The organism is Thiohalocapsa sp. ML1, from assembly GCF_001469165.1.
Classification (GTDB): domain Bacteria; phylum Pseudomonadota; class Gammaproteobacteria; order Chromatiales; family Chromatiaceae; genus Thiohalocapsa.
Genome location: NZ_JABX01000052.1, coordinates 21,474 through 37,883, shown reverse-complemented (window position 1 = coordinate 37,883; position 16,410 = coordinate 21,474). Strand labels below are relative to the sequence as shown.

General features: G+C 68.8%; 18 protein-coding genes and 2 riboswitches. Of the genes, 2 read left to right on the top strand and 16 right to left on the bottom strand.

The window, feature by feature from the left end; translation table 11 throughout:
• Positions 1-59: 59 nt before the first annotated feature.
• The 3 genes from ML01_RS23135 to ML01_RS23125 all read right to left on the bottom strand — a co-directional run bounded on the left by ML01_RS23135 (position 60) and on the right by ML01_RS23125 (position 3,441).
• Positions 60-707 (bottom strand): transposase, encoded by a 648-nt coding sequence (locus ML01_RS23135; RefSeq protein ID WP_058557758.1) that lies wholly within the window; start codon positions 705-707, stop codon positions 60-62.
• Positions 708-1,540: 833 nt separating this feature from the next.
• Entirely contained in the window at positions 1,541-1,918 is a 378-nt protein-coding gene (locus ML01_RS23130; protein WP_058557757.1) for a hypothetical protein, read from the bottom strand.
• Between the two features lie 302 nt (positions 1,919-2,220).
• Complete coding sequence (locus ML01_RS23125) at positions 2,221-3,441, bottom strand: PQQ-dependent sugar dehydrogenase (RefSeq protein WP_082674582.1); 1,221 nt, start codon at positions 3,439-3,441, stop codon at positions 2,221-2,223.
• Positions 3,442-3,604: 163 nt separating this feature from the next.
• Between ML01_RS23125 and ML01_RS29225 the strand changes: the two genes are divergently transcribed.
• The gene (locus ML01_RS29225) at positions 3,605-5,227 is read left to right on the top strand and encodes an alpha-amylase family protein (RefSeq protein ID WP_058557755.1); all 1,623 of its coding nucleotides are present in this window, start codon (positions 3,605-3,607) and stop codon (positions 5,225-5,227) included.
• A gap of 25 nt (positions 5,228-5,252) precedes the next feature.
• On the opposite strand, the gene moaD is transcribed toward ML01_RS29225, so the two are convergent.
• The 13 genes from moaD to ML01_RS23055 form a co-directional block, all read right to left on the bottom strand.
• On the bottom strand, positions 5,253-5,504 hold the full coding sequence (moaD, locus tag ML01_RS23115; protein ID WP_058557754.1) for a molybdopterin converting factor subunit 1: 252 nt from the start codon (positions 5,502-5,504) through the stop codon (positions 5,253-5,255).
• Positions 5,501-6,745, bottom strand: coding sequence for a gephyrin-like molybdotransferase Glp (glp, locus tag ML01_RS23110; RefSeq protein ID WP_058557753.1), 1,245 nt, complete (start codon positions 6,743-6,745; stop codon positions 5,501-5,503). The genes moaD and glp overlap by 4 nt, the downstream gene beginning before the upstream one ends.
• Positions 6,746-6,747: 2 nt before the next feature.
• Positions 6,748-7,278, bottom strand: coding sequence for a molybdenum cofactor biosynthesis protein B (moaB, locus tag ML01_RS23105; RefSeq protein WP_058557752.1), 531 nt, complete (start codon positions 7,276-7,278; stop codon positions 6,748-6,750).
• 78 nt (positions 7,279-7,356) lie between these two features.
• Positions 7,357-7,743 carry a type II toxin-antitoxin system VapC family toxin gene (locus ML01_RS23100; protein ID WP_058557751.1) on the bottom strand — a complete coding sequence of 129 codons (387 nt, stop codon included), beginning with the start codon at positions 7,741-7,743 and terminating at the stop codon, positions 7,357-7,359.
• A complete protein-coding gene (locus ML01_RS23095) occupies positions 7,740-7,976 on the bottom strand; it encodes a type II toxin-antitoxin system Phd/YefM family antitoxin (protein ID WP_058557750.1) in 237 nt (78 codons plus the stop codon). Before ML01_RS23095 ends, ML01_RS23100 begins: the two co-directional genes overlap by 4 nt.
• Before the next feature lie 101 nt (positions 7,977-8,077).
• Positions 8,078-8,449: a diacylglycerol kinase gene (locus ML01_RS23090; RefSeq protein ID WP_058557749.1), complete on the bottom strand. Its 372-nt coding sequence runs from the start codon at positions 8,447-8,449 to the stop codon at positions 8,078-8,080.
• 99 nt (positions 8,450-8,548) lie between these two features.
• A complete protein-coding gene (locus ML01_RS23085) occupies positions 8,549-8,773 on the bottom strand; it encodes a hypothetical protein (protein WP_058557748.1) in 225 nt (74 codons plus the stop codon).
• 33 nt (positions 8,774-8,806) lie between these two features.
• A complete protein-coding gene (gene gcvPB, locus ML01_RS23080; protein WP_058557747.1) occupies positions 8,807-10,267 on the bottom strand; it encodes an aminomethyl-transferring glycine dehydrogenase subunit GcvPB in 1,461 nt (486 codons plus the stop codon).
• Between the two features lie 138 nt (positions 10,268-10,405).
• On the bottom strand, positions 10,406-10,906 hold the full coding sequence (gene tpx / locus ML01_RS23075) for a thiol peroxidase (protein ID WP_058557746.1): 501 nt from the start codon (positions 10,904-10,906) through the stop codon (positions 10,406-10,408).
• An 88-nt stretch (positions 10,907-10,994) separates the two neighbouring features.
• On the bottom strand, positions 10,995-12,365 hold the full coding sequence (gene gcvPA / locus ML01_RS23070; RefSeq protein WP_058557745.1) for an aminomethyl-transferring glycine dehydrogenase subunit GcvPA: 1,371 nt from the start codon (positions 12,363-12,365) through the stop codon (positions 10,995-10,997).
• A gap of 115 nt (positions 12,366-12,480) precedes the next feature.
• Positions 12,481-12,873 carry a glycine cleavage system protein GcvH gene (gcvH, locus tag ML01_RS23065; protein ID WP_058557744.1) on the bottom strand — a complete coding sequence of 131 codons (393 nt, stop codon included), beginning with the start codon at positions 12,871-12,873 and terminating at the stop codon, positions 12,481-12,483.
• Positions 12,874-12,967: 94 nt separating this feature from the next.
• Positions 12,968-14,065 carry a glycine cleavage system aminomethyltransferase GcvT gene (gene gcvT / locus ML01_RS23060; RefSeq protein WP_058557743.1) on the bottom strand — a complete coding sequence of 366 codons (1,098 nt, stop codon included), beginning with the start codon at positions 14,063-14,065 and terminating at the stop codon, positions 12,968-12,970.
• A 75-nt stretch (positions 14,066-14,140) separates the two neighbouring features.
• A riboswitch (glycine riboswitch) is annotated at positions 14,141-14,252 on the bottom strand.
• Positions 14,253-14,370: riboswitch (glycine riboswitch) on the bottom strand. It lies immediately after the preceding riboswitch.
• A 209-nt stretch (positions 14,371-14,579) separates the two neighbouring features.
• The gene (locus ML01_RS23055; RefSeq protein WP_058557742.1) at positions 14,580-15,437 is read right to left on the bottom strand and encodes an N-acetylmuramidase family protein; all 858 of its coding nucleotides are present in this window, start codon (positions 15,435-15,437) and stop codon (positions 14,580-14,582) included.
• 372 nt (positions 15,438-15,809) lie between these two features.
• Here ML01_RS23055 and ML01_RS23050 point away from each other — a divergent pair, with 372 nt between their 5' ends.
• Positions 15,810-16,409 carry a hypothetical protein gene (locus ML01_RS23050; RefSeq protein WP_058557741.1) on the top strand — a complete coding sequence of 200 codons (600 nt, stop codon included), beginning with the start codon at positions 15,810-15,812 and terminating at the stop codon, positions 16,407-16,409.
• The last annotated feature ends 1 nt before the right edge of the window (position 16,410 follow it).

Sequence of the window (16,410 nt, the reverse complement as noted above, 5' to 3'; positions counted from 1 at the left end):
AGCCGCACGCCCGATGCGTCGGGCGCGACCCGTGTTGACCAGGAGGTCAACTCGCCAAGTCAATCCTCCGGCTCACGTGGCGCGGCCGGCGCGGCCGGAGGGTCGATCTCCAGATCGACCCCACGCCCAAGCACCAGGTAAGGCCATTCCGCCGGCACCGTCACTAACCCAGCCTTCACCGGATTGAACAGGATGTATCGAACCGCATCCGCGTAGTGCGCCTCGTTGCGGATATACCGATCCCAATACCCTCGCTGCCAAGCCGGCCTGTATCCGACCGACTCATCCACAGCAAAGCGCCGCGAAGTAAAGGTCTTCCATGTCTTCACCATCGTGCCGAGCGGAGTGCCCTGGTGGACACGCACGAGCACGTGCATGTGGTTCGGCATCACCACGCCGATGATCAGATCGTAGCGCTCGCCGTCGAACTGGCGCCACGCGTCCATCACCAACCCTGCATTGTGCGGCTGACCCAGGATGCAGGACCCATGGCCGGCATCCAACAGCGCTTCGATACGCTTGCGTCGGGCGATCTCCAGGGCCGTTTTGTCTATGCGCCTGGTGCGGAACTCTGCCTCGATCGTCGCCATCGCCTGCTCGGGCAGGCTGTCGTCCAGGCGACAGGTGATGGATTGATAGAGCCCAGCGCAATCGAAGTGAGGCAGCTTGCCGTGCTTGTACCAGCCCAGGTGGTCGCGTAGCGCCATGGTGGTCGGGGGTGCCTAATCCAGACTTCTTGCCTGACTTCGAGCTCAGGTACGACACTTTTCGTGTTGAGCTGGGGTGTTCAACCGGAGAGCGCTGCGAGGTTGGGTCTTGCGTTGTGCCGTGTGGCGTAGGGTGGCTCGTGTTGACCTGGAGGTCAACACTCCGGCCAAACACTCCGGTCAAACACTCCGGTCAAACACTCCAGCCGACACTCCGGTCAAACGCTCCGGTTGGCACTTCGGCTGGCACGTAGGCTCGGCCGGAGGGCCGACCTCCAGGTCGGCCGTGCAGCGGCGTTGATCGTGTTGACCTGGAGGTCAACACTCCGGCCAAACACTCCGGTCAAACAGTCCGGCCGACACTCCGGCCAAACACTCCGGTCGGCACTTCGGCTGGCACGTGGGCTCGGCCGGAGGGCCGACCTCCAGGTCGGCCGTGCAGCGGCGTTGATCGTGTTGACCTGGAGGTCAACACTCCGGCCAAACACTCCGGCCAAACACTCCGGTCAAACACTCCGGCCGACACTCCGGTCAAACACTCCGGTCAAACGCTCCGGTTGGCACTTCGGCTGGCACGTGGGCTCGGCCGGAGGGCCGACCTCCAGGTCGGCCGTGCAGCGGCGTTGATCGTGTTGACCTGGAGGTCAACACTCCGGCCAAACACTCCGGCCAAACACTCCGGCCGACACTCCGGCCGACACTCCGGCCAAACACTCCGGCCAAACACTCCGGTCACTCCGGACAAACAGTCCGGCCGACACTCCGGTCAAACACTCCGGTCGGCACGCCGGCTCGGCCGGAGGGCCGACCTCCAGGTCGGCTCCGACCACCGCTCAGTGCTTTGAGAACAGATCGCGGATCTTGCAGAACAAGAGATGCGGATTGAACGGCGGCTTCGGCAGCGCCTCGCCGTTGCGCACGGCGCGGGCGGCGCGGGCGGCATCGCGCTCCCCGGTCAGGATCACCTGCACGCCGCGCTTGGCCATGCGGCGCACGAAGGCGTCGCCGGCGCTGGTGGCGACCATGACGTCGACGTCATCGAGCGGATGCGGGCCGTCGTCCTTCCAGTCGTGCAGCACCTGCGGGCCGTCCAGCACCACGCGCTCGGGCGCTGCGTCGATGGCGTCGCTGTCGTAGACCAACCATTGCCGGGCTTGACCGGCATGGCCCGCGATCTTGCGGCCGTCATCGCTCGGGATTGCAATTTTCATGGATGCTCAGCGCCATGGGCGGTTGTTGATGGCTGGGGCGGGGCGAGGGGAAGGTCGGAGGGCCAAGGGCCAAGGACGGGGTGCGCCGCGCGCCAAGCCCCTAGATCGCTTGACGGAGCCAAATGCTTGCAGATGAGTCAAGTTTCGAACGGGGCGTTGGACTGGCCGGGTGCGTCGGGATCGAAATCGAAATCGAAATCGAATCGAGTGTCAACCGATCCCGATCCCGATCCCGATCCCGATGAGCGCGACTCGTCGGCCTGTGGCGCTGTCTCCCTAGCCCCTAGCCCCTAGCCCCTTCCTCAATCAGGGATGATCCTGAGCAGCGCCCCGTCGTCCTCATCGGTCAGCACGTAGAGCTCGCCGTCCGGGCCCATGCGCACGTCGCGCACGCGCGCGCCGATCTCGAGCTTCTGCTCGGCGACGATCTTGCCGTCTTCCAGGTCCAGCCGGCGGATCTCCTCGAACTTGAGCGCGCCGGAGAAGAGGTCCCCTTGCCAGTCCGGGAAGCGGCTGCCGGTGTAAACGGCGAGGCCGCTCGGGGCCTTCGACGGCGTCCAGACCACGAGCGGGTCCGTGACGCCGGGCGCCTGGGTCTTGTCCGAGATGGCCGGGCCCCAGTACTCCATGCTGTAGGTGACCTCGGGCCAGCCGTAGTTGTTGCCGGGCTCGATGCGGTTCAGCTCATCGCCGCCGCGGGAGCCGTGCTCGTTGGCGTAGACCACGCCGGTCTCGGGATGGCGCGCCATGCCCTGGATGTTGCGATGGCCGTAGCTGTACAGCTCGGGCTTGGCGTCCGCTTGGCCGATGAAGGGGTTGTCCGGCGGCGCTTTGCCGGCGTCGGTGACCCGGAGCACGGTGCCGAAGTGGGTGCCCGGGTTCTGCGCCTGGTTGCGGATGTTCTCGCCGCGGAACGACGTCGGCGGGTTGCCGCCGTCGCCGATGCTCATCAACAGCGTGCCGTCCGGCAGCCAGACCAGGCGCGAGCCGAAGTGCTGGCCGCCGGACTTCCAGTCCGCGTTGTGGAAGATGACCTCGACGTCGGTGAGGCGCGTCTTGTCCGTGCTGAGCTTGCCGCGGGCCAGCGCGGTGCGGTTCTTGTCCCCATCGCCCTGGGCGAAGGTGAGGTAGACGAGCCGGTTGTCGGCGAAGCTCGGGTGCAGCGCCACGTCCATGAGCCCGCCCTGGCCGCAGCGACCGCACACGTCCGGCAGGCCGGCGATGGGCGCTTGGGCCAGCTCGCCGTCGGCGAGCAGTCGCAGCCTGCCGGCGCGCTCGGTGATCAGCGCATGGCCGTCCGGCAGCCAGGCGATGGCCCAGGGGTGCTCAAGGCCGCGGATGACTTCCTCGGTGCGCCAGCCGGTGGCCTCGGGCACGTCGGTGCCGCTCGGCTCGATGGAGCCTGCCGGCCCCGAGCAGCCGGCGAGCGCCGCGGCGGCCAGGAGCACGGCCAAGGCACGGGCGGGACGGTCGGGAGAGGGTGCTCGCGCGGCGGCGATGCGAAGATCGGGGGCGTGTCGCATGCGGTTCCTCCATTGGCTGGGGCCATCTGGCTGGGGTTATCGGTTGCTCGTTGCGGGTCCGGGCCTGACAACCGGGGTCTCGAAGCGGTGCAAGCTCGTTGCCGGCGCCGCTCGCGTGCGACCATGTAGATCGGTTTCCAAAGGGCCCCGGGCAACGATCTCCATGCAGTTTCTGGCGGGCGCGCTGAGTACGCTGCTGAACGTCGTCATCATCGGCGTGCTGGCGGCGCTGCTGTTCTTATCCGTGCAGGAGGAGCTGGACCTCGGGCTCGCGGACGCGCCCGTGCGTGTGCAGCCCAGCGTGGTGGTTGCCGCCGGTGCTGCACCGCGCACGGTGCTCGTGCAGTTGTTCGAGTGGCGCTGGGACGACGTCGCCACCGAATGCGAGACCCTGCTCGGCCCCGCCGGCTTCCGCGCCGTGCAGGTGTCGCCGCCGAACGAGCACCGGCTAGTGGCCGGCGGCCCCTGGTGGCAACGCTACCAGCCCGTGAGCTATCGACTGAACAGCCGCAGCGGCGACGCCGAGGCCTTTGCGGACATGGTGCAACGCTGCGCCACAGCCGGTGTTGCGGTTTATGCCGATGTCGTCATCAACCACATGACCGGGCCGCGCTTCGAGGACGACCCGCTCTGGGGCACCGGCAGCGCCGGCAGCCGCTACGAGCTCCGGCAGTATCCGGACTTCGGCCCGGCGGATTTCCATCAGCCCGATTGCCCGGTCGACGACTACGCCGACCGCGACAAGGTCCAGCGCTGCTCGCTGTCCGGGCGCGCCGACCTCGATACCGAGGCCGACCGGGTACAGAACCGCATCGGCGCCTACCTGAACGCGCTGCAAGACCTGGGCGTTGCGGGCTTTCGCATCGACGCGGCCAAGCACATGGCCGCCGGTGACCTCGCCGGTATCCTGGCGCGCGTGCGCGGCTCGCCCTACATCTACCAGGAGGTGATCGAGGCCCCCGGCGAGGCCGTGCAGGGCCGCGAGTACCTCGGCACCGGCAGCGTGACGGAATTCGACTACGGCCGTCGGGTCGCAGACGCCTTCCGCAGCGGCAACCTCGCGGTGCTGGAGGCACTGCTGCCGGGGCTCGCCGAGGATCTGTTGCCCAGCGACCGGGCGCTCGTCTTCATCGACAACCACGACAACCAGCGCGGCCACGGCGGGGGCGGCGCCGTGCTGACCCACGCCGACGGCGCGCTCTACGACCTCGCCAACGTGTTCATGCTCGCCTGGCCCTACGGCACGCCGCGGGTCATGTCGAGCTACCGCTTTGCCGACCCGAGCCAGGGCCCGCCCAGCGACGCGGCGGGCGCGACACTGCCGGTGCACGGCTCCGACGGCATCGGCTGCGGGGTCGGCTGGCTCTGCGAGCACCGCCGCCCGACAGTGCTGGGCATGGTGGGTTTTCGCAACGCCACCGAGGGCGCGGGCCTCGACAGTTGGTGGAACGACGACACGGGTGGGCGCATCGCCTTCGGCCGCGGCGAGCGCGGTTTCGTTGTCATCAACAACACCGATGAGCCCATGCGCCAGTGGCTGCGAATGGGGCTACCGGCGGGGCGCTACTGCAACGTCCTGGCGAGTCGGCCGGTGGATGGCGCCTGCGCGGCGATGGCGGCTCCGCCGGATCAGCCGGCCGCGGACAGCGCAGACCCGGCGGCGGAGCAGGGTGCGACGGGGGTGCTTGAGGTGACCGTGGGCAAGGACAAGAGCGCGACTTTCGCGGTGCCGCCGCGCTCGGCCATCGCCATTCACGTCGGCATGGCATCGGCGCTTGGGCGCTAGCGGCCCGCGCGAGCCAGCGGCCGGCTCAGCCGCCGGTGACGGGCGGGAAGAAGGCCAGCTCGTCGCCGTCCGCCACCGGGGTCTCCGGCCGTGCCATCTGCTGGTTCACGGCGGCGAGCACGCGCCGGTCCGCGGCCAGTGACGTGGCCCAGGCACCACCGCGCGCACAGAGCAGGGCGCGGATCGCGGCGACGCTGCCCGCGTACGCGGCCGGCAGCTCCTCGGCCTCGGCGCCGACGGCCTCGCGCAGGCTCGCGAAGTAGCGCACGCGGATCATGCTAAGAGCTCGCTGAAGGGCAGGAAGTCCACGGGCTCGCCGGCGCGGAAGGTGCGCTTCTCAAGCAGTTCCACGAGGCCGTCGGCCCAGGTCAGCGAGGTCAGGTCCGCCGACGAGCGGCTCGGGAACACCTCGACCGTCGGCGTGCCGTCGGCGCCGAGCACGAGTCGCGCACGCTGGTACTCCCGGCGCTTGTCCGGGCGCTGCCAGTCGAAGCCGGCGGCGGCGCGGATGCGCCGCGGGGCGGGCAGCGGGTCCACGCCCTGCAGGCGCTGAATGAACGGCCGCGCGAACAGGCAGAAGGTCACGAACAGCGATACCGGGTTGCCGGGGCTGCCGAGGAAGGGCTTGTCGCCGATGTGCCCGAAGGCGACGGGCCGCCCGGGGCGCATGTCGACGCTCCAGAGGTCGAGCCGGCCGAGCTGCTCCACCGCGGGACGGACGTGGTCCTCCTCGCCGACGGAGACGCCGCCGCTCGCGAGCACCAAGTCCGCCCGGGCGGCGCCGTCGGCGAGTGCGGCGACGGTGGCGTCCAGCGTATCCGGCACGATGCCGAGATCGAGGATGTCGCAGCCGAGCCCGGTGAGGAGGGCGCGGAACAGCGTGCGGTTCGAGTTGTAGATCTGCCCTGCGGCCAGCGGGGCACCGGGCTCGACGAGCTCGTCACCGCTCGCGAAGATCGCGACTTTGAGCCGTCGCCGGACCTGGAGCGTTGCGGCACCGACGGAGGCGGCGAGCGCCAAGTGCTGCGGGCCGAGTCGCGTGCCGGCGGCGAGCACCGCGGTGCCGGCGCGGAACTGCTCGCCTTGGCGGCGGATGTTGCGGCCCGCCTCGAGGTCCGCCGGCAGCCGGACCTGTCCATCGGCCAGCGCCTCGCAGGCCTCCTGCACAACGACCGTATCGGCGCCGGCCGGCACCGGCGCGCCGGTGAAGATGCGCGCCGCGGTGCCGGGTGAGAGTGGCTCGGCGACGGCACCGGCGGGAATGCGCTGTGACACGGCCAGCACGCCGTCGGCGGCCGCCGCGACATCCGCCGCGCGCACCGCGTAGCCGTCCATCGCGCTATTGTCCCAGGCGGGTTGGTCGATGGGGCTCGGCACGGGCTCGGCGAGCACGCGGCCGAGTGCGTCGCTCAGGGCGACGGGCTCGGCGTCCGCAATCGGCCGCGCCCGCTCCAGCAGCAGCGCGAGCGCGGCCTCCACCGACAACGAAGGCGCGCCGCCGCAGTCGTGCGTCGCCATGCTCAGCGTTCCCCGAAGCGGGCGATGAGCTGCGCAAAGTTGCACGGGCGGGTGCGGCTGTCGAGCTGCTCGCGCAGGATGCCCTCCCAGGCCGTTCGGCAGGCGCCGGTGGAGCCGGGCAGACAGAAGATGAGCGTGCCGTTGGCGATGCCGGCAAAGGCCCGCGACTGCACGGTGGATGCGCCGATCTCCTGGTAAGAGATGTGGCGGAACAGCTCGCCGAAGCCGTCGATGGTCTTGTCGAACAGCGCGAGCACCGCCTCGGGCGTGCTATCGCGGCCGGTGATGCCGGTGCCGCCGGTGCTGATGACGACGCGCACGTCGTCGTCCGCGATCCAGCGCGACACGAGCGCCCGGAGCTGGTAGATGTCGTCGCGGCAAATCACCTTCTCGACGACGCGATGACCCGCCGCGGTGGCCTGCTCGCGCAGGTAGTCGCCGGAGGTGTCGTCCGCGTCGGTGCGGCTGTCCGAGACCGTGAGCACGGCGATGGCGAGCGGCACGAAGGGGGCGTCGGCTGGGGTTCGGCTCATGGGGATGATTGGGGCGATGGGTGCTTGGCGGCGATGGTGCCGGCGGAAATCAAGAGGTCAAGCGTCGTGGCTTGGCGCTTACCACAGGGTTTCGACGCCGAACAGCGCGAATGCCGGGTCGCGAGTGACCAGCGGCAGCCGCTCGATGTTGCTCTGAGCCGCGAGCATTCGGTCGAACGGGTCTCGATGCTCGACGCGCCAGCTACCTGCCCGCAGGGCATGCGCATAGGTCACCGGGAGGTGCTGGAAACCGTCGGCAGCCACGAGCTCGGCGAAGCGGGCGGTGGCGTCCGGTACGCCCTCGAGCTTGCCGAGGCGCTGTTTGGTGGCGATCTCCCAGGCGCTCGCCGCGCTGGCATGGATGGCGTTACCTGCATCTGCGATGGCGGCCCTGGCCGCGACCGACAGCTTTGGGTCTTCCGTGAACCACCACAGCAGCGCGTGGGTGTCCAGCAGCAGCCTCACCGGACGCCCTCCCAGGCGTCCAGCTCTGCATCCGGCAGGGGAGCGAAGAAGGCGTCATCGACTCGCCCCGCCAGCCGCCCGGGGCGACGCTGCGGCGCCTCCGCCGCCAGCGGAACCAGCCGTGCGTAAGGCTTGCCGGCCTTGGCGACGATAATCTCTTCCCCTTGGTGAGCCAGTTCCAGCAGCCTGGAAAGGTGGGTCTTGGCTTCGTGGACATTGACGATTTGGCTCACGCCTGATCCTCCGGCCTAAGTCATGGGCTAAGTCATAGGCTAAGTCATGGGCTAAGTCTATTGCGGCGGCGCAGCGTGAGCAATGCGCTTCGGGGAACACCTCAGAGCCACTTCGGGACCAGAATCAGCAGCCAGATCACCACCGCGAACAGGATGCTCATGAACACCGCCGCGGAGGCGATGTCCTTGGCGCGCCCGGACAGCTCGTGGCGCTCGAGGCCGATGCGGTCGACATTGGCCTCAATCGCGGAGTTCAGCAGCTCGACGACGGGGACGAGCAACAGGCTGCCGACGAGCATGGCGCGCTCCACCGGGGAGGCGCCGAGCCAGAGCCCGATGGGCAGGAGCGGCACCAGAATGATCAGCTCCTGCCGGAAGGCCTCCTCCAGCCGCCAGCATGCCTTGAGCCCGCGCATGGAGTGGCCGAAGGCGTAGATGACCCGCTGCCAGCCGTGGGCGTTATTGTTGGCCATTCGGGCTTTCCCGATACCGCCAGAACCGAGGCTGCCGAGAAGCGCTGCCGTAAGCCGCTTGCTGCCGGGGACCGGTCACGTCTTGGCTTGACAGCTCAATCAATCGTCTACGAGCTCGAGCCGACGTTCAACGCGCTCAATTCGACGCCGGAGCTCTTCAACATCTGAACGCCCACCATAGACCGCCGTGGTGAGCGCGCCGAGCTGCTGCCCCATGCTCGCGAGCTGGAGGTTCGTCGATGTCGCCTGGTTCTTCAGCTCTGCAATGTCCGCCCTGATCGCCCGCAGATGTTCGAGGACGAGGCTATCTACATCAGCAGTCATGTTTCCACCGTTGCGTTGTCTTCGATCTGTCCGTCAATCCTGCGCCTGCGCCTGCCGCCACGCCAAGTCGAGCTGCCGCGCCGCGCGCACGTCGTCGAGCCGGCGCACCGGCATGGTGTGCGGGGCCTGCTTGAGCAGGTCCGGACGGTCCTTGGCCTCGGCGCGGATCTTGATCAGCGCCTCGACGAAGCCGTCCAGCGCCTCCTTGGACTCGGACTCCGTGGGCTCGATGAGCAGGCATTCGGGCACGAGCAGCGGGAAGTACGTGGTGGGCGCATGGAAACCGTAGTCCAACAGGCGCTTGGCGAAGTCCATCGCATTGGTGCCGTGCTCCTTGGCCTCCTTTCTCAGCGTGATGATGAACTCGTGGCTCGCGCGGCGCTCCGGGTAGGCCAGCGTGAAGCCGGCGTTGCTCAGTCGGGCGAGCAGATAGTTGGCGTTCAGCGTCGCGTACTCCGACACCCGCCGCATGCCCTCGGCGCCGAGCAGTCGCGCGTAAATGTAAGCGCGCAGCAGAATGCCCATGTTGCCGCCGAAGGCGGTCATGCGGCCGATGGACTCGGGGCGATCCTTTTCGACTTGCCAGTGGTACGCGGCACCGTCCTTCACCACCAGCGGCACCGGCAGATAGGGCTCCAGGCGCTTGGACACGCCCACCGGACCTGCGCCCGGCCCGCCGCCGCCGTGGGGCGTCGAGAAGGTCTTGTGCAGGTTCATGTGGATCACGTCGAAGCCCATGTCGCCGGGGCGGACCTTGCCCAGGATGGCGTTCAGGTTGGCGCCGTCGTAGTACAAGAGCCCGCCCGCCTCGTGCACCGTCGCGGCGATGGCCTGGATGTTGCAGTCGAACACGCCGACGGTGCTCGGGTTGGTGAGCATGATGCCGGCGGTCTGCGGGCCCACCGCGTCGCGCAACGCCGCGATGTCCACATCACCGTTGCTGCCGGTGGGGATCTCGCGCACCTCGAACCCGGCCATGATGGCCGAGGCCGGGTTGGTGCCGTGGGCGGCATCCGGCACCAGGATCTCGCGCCTGGCCGTGTCGCCGCGGGCGTCGTGGTAGGCGCGGATCATCATCACGCCCGCCAGCTCGCCCTGGGCGCCGGCGGCGGGCGCGAGCGACACCGCGTGCATGCCCGTGACGATTCTCAGCATGTCCTGCAGCTCATACAGGCAGGCCATGATGCCCTGGCTGTGCGACTCCGGCGCCGCCGGGTGCCGGGCCAGAAAGCCGGGCAGCGACGCCAGGCTGTTGCAGGCGCGCGGGTTGTACTTCATCGTGCACGAACCGAGCGGGTAGAAGTGCGTATCGATGGAGAAGTTCTTCTGCGACAGGCGCGTGTAGTGCCGCACGGCCTGCAGCTCCGACACCTCCGGCAGCGCCGCGCGCGTCTTGCGCCGCAGCCCCGCCGGCAGGTCCGACACGTCCGCCATGTCGAGCGGCGCTTGGGCGGTGGCCATGCGGCCGGGACGGGATTGTTCTTGGATCAGCATGCGGGGGCTCCGGAGGGCTTTTCTAGGCAGGGTCGGCGGCGGGAAGCGCGATCGGCAAGCAGACGTTGCGGGCTGAGGGCCAAGGACCGCGGGCCGAGGACACGCTGCTGCCTTGGCCCTCGGCCCTCGGCCCTTCCTCTATGCGATGGCCGCGAGCGCCGCGTCGTAGTCCGGCTCCTCGCCGATCTCGGGCACCAGTTGCGTGTAGACGACCTTGCCGTCGGCGCCGATGACGACGATGGCCCGGGCGGTGATGCCGGCCAGCGGGCCGTCCTCGATCAGGACGCCATAGTCCTTCGCGAAGCTCTTCGAGCGCATCATCGACAGCGGGTGCACGTTCTCGATGCCCTCGGTGGAGCAGAAGCGGCCCATCGCGAAGGGCAGGTCCGCGGACACCACCAGGCACACCGCGTCGTCGCGGCCGGCGAAGGATTCGTTGAACTTGCGCGTGGAGGTGGCGCAGACCGGCGTGTCGAGGCTCGGCACGATGTTGAGCAGCACCTGCTTGCCGGCGAAGTCGGCGAGCGACTTGTCGCCGAGATCCTTATCGACCAGCTTGAAGTCCGGCGCGGCGCTGCCGACGGCGGGCAGCTCGCCGGCGAGGTTGACGGGATTGCCTTGGAGTGCGGTTTGGGCCATCGGATGTCTCAGTTGCTAGGTGGGGGAAAGTGCTGGGGGGAAGGTGCTGGGGGCTAGGTGCTGGGGGCTAGGTGCTAGTCCCTAGCTCCTAGCCCCTCGCCCCTAGAACCTCTAGCAAGAGGTCGCGGAAGGCAAGCATCTCCTCCTCGGTGCGCAGCTCCGTGGCGCACACCAGCAGCGCCGGGTCGAGCTCCGGGTATTCGGCGCCGAGATCGAAGCCGCCGAGGATGTCGTGGGCGGCGAGGGCGCGCAGCACCTCCGCCGTCGGCGCCGGGAGCTTGAGGGCCTGTTCGTGGAACACGGGGCCGTCGAACAGCGGCTCCACGCCCGGGATCTCGCACAACAGCGCCGTGAGTCGGCGCGTGTTGGCATGGCAGGCGGCGGCGACGCGCTCCAAGCCCTCGCCACCGAGGATGGCCATGTGGATGGTGGCGGCGGTCACCAGCAGGCCCTGGTTCGTGCAGATGTTCGACGTCGCCTTGGAACGGCGGATGTGCTGCTCGCGCGCCTGCAAGGTCAGCGTGTAGCCGAGCTTGCCTTCGGCGTCCAGCGTGCGCCCGGCGATGCGCCCGGGGAGTTGGCGCACGAAGGCCTGCTTGCAGGTCAGGAATCCCAAGTACGGCCCGCCGGAGGCGAGCGGCATGCCGAGCGGCTGGCCCTCGCCGCAGGCGATGTCCGCGCCGTCGCTGCCCCACTCGCCGGGCGGGCTGAGCAAGGCGAGGGCCACGGGATTGACGACGCCGATGACGAGCATGTTGCGCCCGTGCGCCCAGTCGGTGACGCTGTCCACGTCCTCCAGGGTGCCGTTGAACGACGGCTGCGGCAGCACGAGCGCGGCCCATTCGCCGTCGTCAGCGGCGGCTTCCAGTTGCGCCACCGGCGTCGTGCCGGTGCTGGGGTCGAAGTCCACCTCCACCAGCTCGATGCCCTGGTTGCCGACCAGCCCGCGCGCCGTGCGGCGGTAAGACGGGTGCAGGCTCCTTGGCACCAGCACCCGCTTGCTCGCCGTTTTGCGGTTCGCGCGCACGGCCATCAGGATCGCCTCGGCAAGTGCCGAGGCGCCGTCGTACAGCGAGGCGTTGGACACATCCATGCCGGTCAGCGCCGTCATCATGGACTGGAACTCGTAGAGCACCTGCAGCGTGCCCTGGCTCGCCTCCGCCTGGTAGGGCGTGTAGGCGCTGTAGAACTCGCCGCGGGTGGTGATCTGCCAGACGGCGGCCGGGATGTGATGCGCGTAGGCGCCAGCGCCGATGAAGCAGAGCGGCTCGCCGTCGGCGCGGGCGCGGCGCTGCAGCAGCCGCGCAACGTCCATCTCGGGCAGACCGGCCGGGATGCCGTCCAGGCCCTTCGCCCGCAGCTCCGGCGGGATCTCGTCAAACAGGTCATCGATGCTGTCGGCGCCGATGGCGGCGAGCATGTCGGCCACGTCGGCCTCGGTGTGGGGGATGAACGGCATGATGATCGGGTCGCTGCTGTCGTCGGCGCGCTGGGCGCTTGAGTTCGGTGTTGGCCGCCGACCCTGGTCCGGTCGGCGGCAGGGTACCTGCGCGTTTGGGTAGCGGACGCTGGCGTCAGGCCTCGTCGTCGACCACCCGCTGATAGGCGTCCGGGTCGAGCAGCCCCGCGGCCGGGTCATCGCCGACGAGCTTGAGCTGGAAGATCCAGCCCTCGCCATAGGGGTCTGCGTTGAGCGTCTCGGGGGCGTCGTCCAGGGCGTCGTTGACGGCCACGACTTCGCCCGCCACTGGCGCATAGATATCGGAAGCGGCCTTCACCGATTCAACCACGGCGCAGGCATCCTTGGCCGCGAAGGACTTGCCCACCTCCGGCAGCTCGACGAAGACGAGGTCCCCGAGGGCCTCCTGGGCATGGTCGGTGATGCCGACGGTGACGGTGCCGTCGCCGTTGTCGCGCACCCATTCGTGGCTTTCGGTGTAATTGAGGTCGGCGGGGATGTTGCTCATGACAGGCTCCTGCGGCTCGCGTGGGGGTGGGGTTTCCGGGCTCGGGATGCACGGGCTCCCGGCGGCTCGGTCTGGCCGCCGGGGCGTTAAGGTTCTAGAGCTCGAGCTTGGGCTGACCGTTGCGCACGAAAGGCGGCTTCACCACCCGCGCCGGGATCGGCTTGCCGCGGATATCCACGGCGACATGGCCGGCCGCAGCAGCGGCGGGCGTGACGCGGGCCAGCGCGATGGAGCGCTCCAGCGTCGGCGCGAAGCCGCCGGAGGTGACCTCGCCGGCCGGGCTGTCGCCGAGCAGCACCTGCTGGTGCGCGCGCAGTACGCCGCGCCCTTCCAGCAGCAGGCCGACGCAATGCGGCAGATCCGGTGCGTCGCGCCGCGCCTGCAGCGCCTTGCGGCCCAGAAAATTGCGCTCCGGCGGCTGCCAGGCGATGGTCCAGCCGAGCCCGGCGGCCAGCGGGTCGGTGGCCTCATCCATGTCTTGGCCGTAGAGGTTCATGCCCGCCTCAAGCCTAAGCGTATCTCGCGCGCCGAGCCCGCACGGCGCCACGCCGGCGTCCAGGAGCCCTTGCCAGAGCATGCCCGCCTGCGCGGCGGGCAGCATGATCTCGAAGCCGTCCTCACCCGTGTACCCGGTGCGGCCGATCAGCCAGCCGTCGCCCTCGGCGGCGTGGAAGGGTGTCAGCGCCATGGCCGCGGCGCGCACCGCGGCGGGCAGCAGCGGCTCCGCGAGGCTCCGCGCCGCCGGGCCCTGCACCGCGAGCATCGCCAAGTCGTCGCGGCGCTTAATGCTCACGTCGAACTTGCTGGCCTTGTCGTGCATCCAGGCGAGATCCTTGTCCGCCGTGGCGGCGTTGACCACGGGGCGGTAGCGGCCGGGCTCCAAGTAGTAACAGATGAGGTCATCGACGACGCCGGCATGCTCGTTCAGCATGCAGCTATAGAGCGCTCGGCCGGGCGCCTGCAGCTTGTTGACGTCGTTGGCGAGCAGGTATTGGAGATACGGCTTCGCGGCTGCGCCCGTCACGTCCACCGGCTGCATGTGCGAGACGTCGAAGACCCCGGCGTGACGGCGCACCGCGTGGTGCTCATCCAATTGGGAGCCATAGTGCAGCGGCATGTCCCAGCCGCCGAAGGGCACGATCTTCGCGCCTAGGGCGACGTGGGCGTCGTAGAGGGGTGTTCTTGAACCCATGCGGGGCTCCCGGTTCGCGCCGGCGCAGAGCCGGCAGATTTGGACACGCGACGGCGCGCAGGCATTCGACCCGCGCGCCGCCCCTCTGTCCTGAACCTGAGAGTTTGCAGCGCGAGTGTGCGCGCTGCTGCCCCGTCGGTGGGCCGGCGACGTCTCGCGACGTGCCGGCCGCTCTCCAGAGTCGGAACTTGGTGCCGCGGTCCTTTTGCCTGAGCGATTCCGGGCGGTGTTGCGCCTTCGGCGCCGACGCAAGCGGCCGGGCATGCTGCCCGGGCGCGGTCGCCGGTCTCTCCCGCGGCACCGAAACCGAGCGCGGACTATAAACCGGGTGCCTTGCCGTGCCAAGCATGGGAGGCTCCGCACGGCCCGGCGCCTGCAGGCGCACCGGCCGGTGTCGCCCTTTACGATTCTTTACGGAGCTGAGCTGGGGCGTTGGTAACTTGGATATGCGGCATCGCCCCGGGCGACGGCGCTGCGGTCAGCGACACCACTGTGGTCAGCGACATCGCTGCGGTCAGCGACACCGCTGCGCTGCGCCAGCAAGCTTCTCGTCGTAACGATTGGCGCGATAGCCGGCGCCGTTGTAGCCCTTGGCGAAGCTCGCCCAGCGTCCGGCGCGCAGGTGCCCCATCAAGTTGTTGTTATCGATGAAGCTCAGCATGTGCTGAAACTGATGCTTCTCGCCGGTGAAATTTTCAACAATGAACTGCTCCATGCTCGCGCAACCGGCAACGGTGTAATTGAAGCCCATGACCTGCCCGAGTCCCCAGCTCGCGGACTTGAGCGCCTGCAGCCAGTCGAACGTCATGGCGTCCTTGAGCCTGTCCCATTCTGCACTGCCGCCCTTGTAGAGGCTGCGATTCCAGCGCGGCGAGCTCAGGTCGGGGCGGGTCTTGCTGATCGGTAACGGGGTGAGTTTGTAGAACCAATGCGCCTCGAACAGAATCTTCGGCCGCGCCGGTGGCGGCTCCTTGATCAAGAAGCCGGAGCCGGCCGACTCCACCCGCAGCACGGCGCGCAGATGGCAGGGATCGATGCTCCAAACATCAGCGAGCTCGGCGATGTCCGCATCCGTGATCGCCGCCTGGCCCGGGATCGGGCCGGTCCAGGACACCGGCACGAAGCGCCCGTCCGGGGTCTTGTTCGGGTAGTCGAAGATGAACGGGATCTCGTGCTCCGCCTCCACCCGCGGCGGGTGGTCCGGAATGTCCGGTGCCGCCGTATCGGCGTCTGCGCTGGTCGCCGGGGTGTCGTCCCCGGTGTCGGTGGGTTCATCGACGGCGCGCGCTGCCTCGGCGCGCACGACCGCGAGCAGTTCCGCGCGTGCCTCCTCAAGGATGCGGTCAACCTGGGCTTCAATATCGATGGCCATGCGGAGCTCCGAATGCGGTGGTGGACGTTGCCCTGGGGCCGCCGCGCCGCAGGCCGGATCAGGGATTGCCGGAGTATAGAACCAAGCATGGTCGCGAGCCGCGCCGGCCACGGACATGCCGGCCACGGGCTCACTGAGTGTTCGGACCCGGGAAGCGAAGGGCCGAGGGCCGAGGGCCGGGGAGGGCTCCCTCGGCCCAGCAGGCGTCGTGACGGTTGACGCGTGTAAGCATTTGGCGCCATATGACGGTTCCTGGGCGTTCTGTCAATCGGGCATTGGCTGAAATAATCGCGAATTGTCGTTGCTAAACGCCCGTCCATCGTATCCACTACTAACCACAAGAACATTAAGCATAAGTACGGGAGGGCGCACATGAGCCAGCAACGCAGGCTGGTGCTGTTTCCGGTTGTGCACACGCTTAAGGATCTGGGTGGACTCGCGGAGGCCGTGGCGCAGGCACGCCCATCGCACGTCGAGAAACAGCGCTTCGCGCAGGCGGTTGGCGGGTTCTGGGATCGCACCGAGCGCGCCGTTGATGCCTTGCCGGTGTCCAAGCTCGGCTGGCGTGTCTACCAAGACGGTTTGCCCGTGTGCGAGCACGAACAGGCCATCGTCGCCGATCTGGCCGCTGGCGGCAGCCGCAACCACCGTTTGGTGCGGCGCCTGATGGACCGGGGCGCCGTGTTGATGGGTACCGAGTCCGCCGAGCTGCTCGTGGAGGAGTACCAGCTCCAGAAAGAGCTGCTGGAGCAGGGTGCGGACATGGCCCCCGCAGAAGCGCAGCAGAACCGCCGGCTCGCGGCGGCGATCCTCGTGCGCCGCGACCGCTTCATCGCCGAGCGCATCAACGCGACCCTCGCATCCGGCGAGACCGGCGTGTTGTTCCTCGGTCTCGTGCATGAGGTCGAGCCGCATCTCGCCGCCGACATCGAAGTGACCTATCCCATTGGCAAGGCCACCAGGAGTGAGTAGG

Bases quoted from the DNA above. Each gene is read 5' to 3' on its own strand.
- ML01_RS23135 (WP_058557758.1), bottom strand. From the start codon at position 707: ATGGCGCTACGCGACCACCTGGGCTGGTACAAGCACGGCAAGCTGCCT.
- ML01_RS23130 (WP_058557757.1), bottom strand. From the start codon at position 1,918: ATGAAAATTGCAATCCCGAGCGATGACGGCCGCAAGATCGCGGGCCAT.
- ML01_RS23125 (WP_082674582.1), bottom strand. From the start codon at position 3,441: ATGCGACACGCCCCCGATCTTCGCATCGCCGCCGCGCGAGCACCCTCT.
- ML01_RS29225 (WP_058557755.1), top strand. From the start codon at position 3,605: ATGCAGTTTCTGGCGGGCGCGCTGAGTACGCTGCTGAACGTCGTCATC.
- moaD (WP_058557754.1), bottom strand. From the start codon at position 5,504: ATGATCCGCGTGCGCTACTTCGCGAGCCTGCGCGAGGCCGTCGGCGCC.
- glp (WP_058557753.1), bottom strand. From the start codon at position 6,745: ATGGCGACGCACGACTGCGGCGGCGCGCCTTCGTTGTCGGTGGAGGCC.
- moaB (WP_058557752.1), bottom strand. From the start codon at position 7,278: ATGAGCCGAACCCCAGCCGACGCCCCCTTCGTGCCGCTCGCCATCGCC.
- ML01_RS23090 (WP_058557749.1), bottom strand. From the start codon at position 8,449: ATGGCCAACAATAACGCCCACGGCTGGCAGCGGGTCATCTACGCCTTC.
- ML01_RS23085 (WP_058557748.1), bottom strand. From the start codon at position 8,773: ATGACTGCTGATGTAGATAGCCTCGTCCTCGAACATCTGCGGGCGATC.
- gcvPB (WP_058557747.1), bottom strand. From the start codon at position 10,267: ATGCTGATCCAAGAACAATCCCGTCCCGGCCGCATGGCCACCGCCCAA.
- tpx (WP_058557746.1), bottom strand. From the start codon at position 10,906: ATGGCCCAAACCGCACTCCAAGGCAATCCCGTCAACCTCGCCGGCGAG.
- gcvPA (WP_058557745.1), bottom strand. From the start codon at position 12,365: ATGCCGTTCATCCCCCACACCGAGGCCGACGTGGCCGACATGCTCGCC.
- gcvH (WP_058557744.1), bottom strand. From the start codon at position 12,873: ATGAGCAACATCCCCGCCGACCTCAATTACACCGAAAGCCACGAATGG.
- gcvT (WP_058557743.1), bottom strand. From the start codon at position 14,065: ATGGGTTCAAGAACACCCCTCTACGACGCCCACGTCGCCCTAGGCGCG.
- ML01_RS23055 (WP_058557742.1), bottom strand. From the start codon at position 15,437: ATGGCCATCGATATTGAAGCCCAGGTTGACCGCATCCTTGAGGAGGCA.
- ML01_RS23050 (WP_058557741.1), top strand. From the start codon at position 15,810: ATGAGCCAGCAACGCAGGCTGGTGCTGTTTCCGGTTGTGCACACGCTT.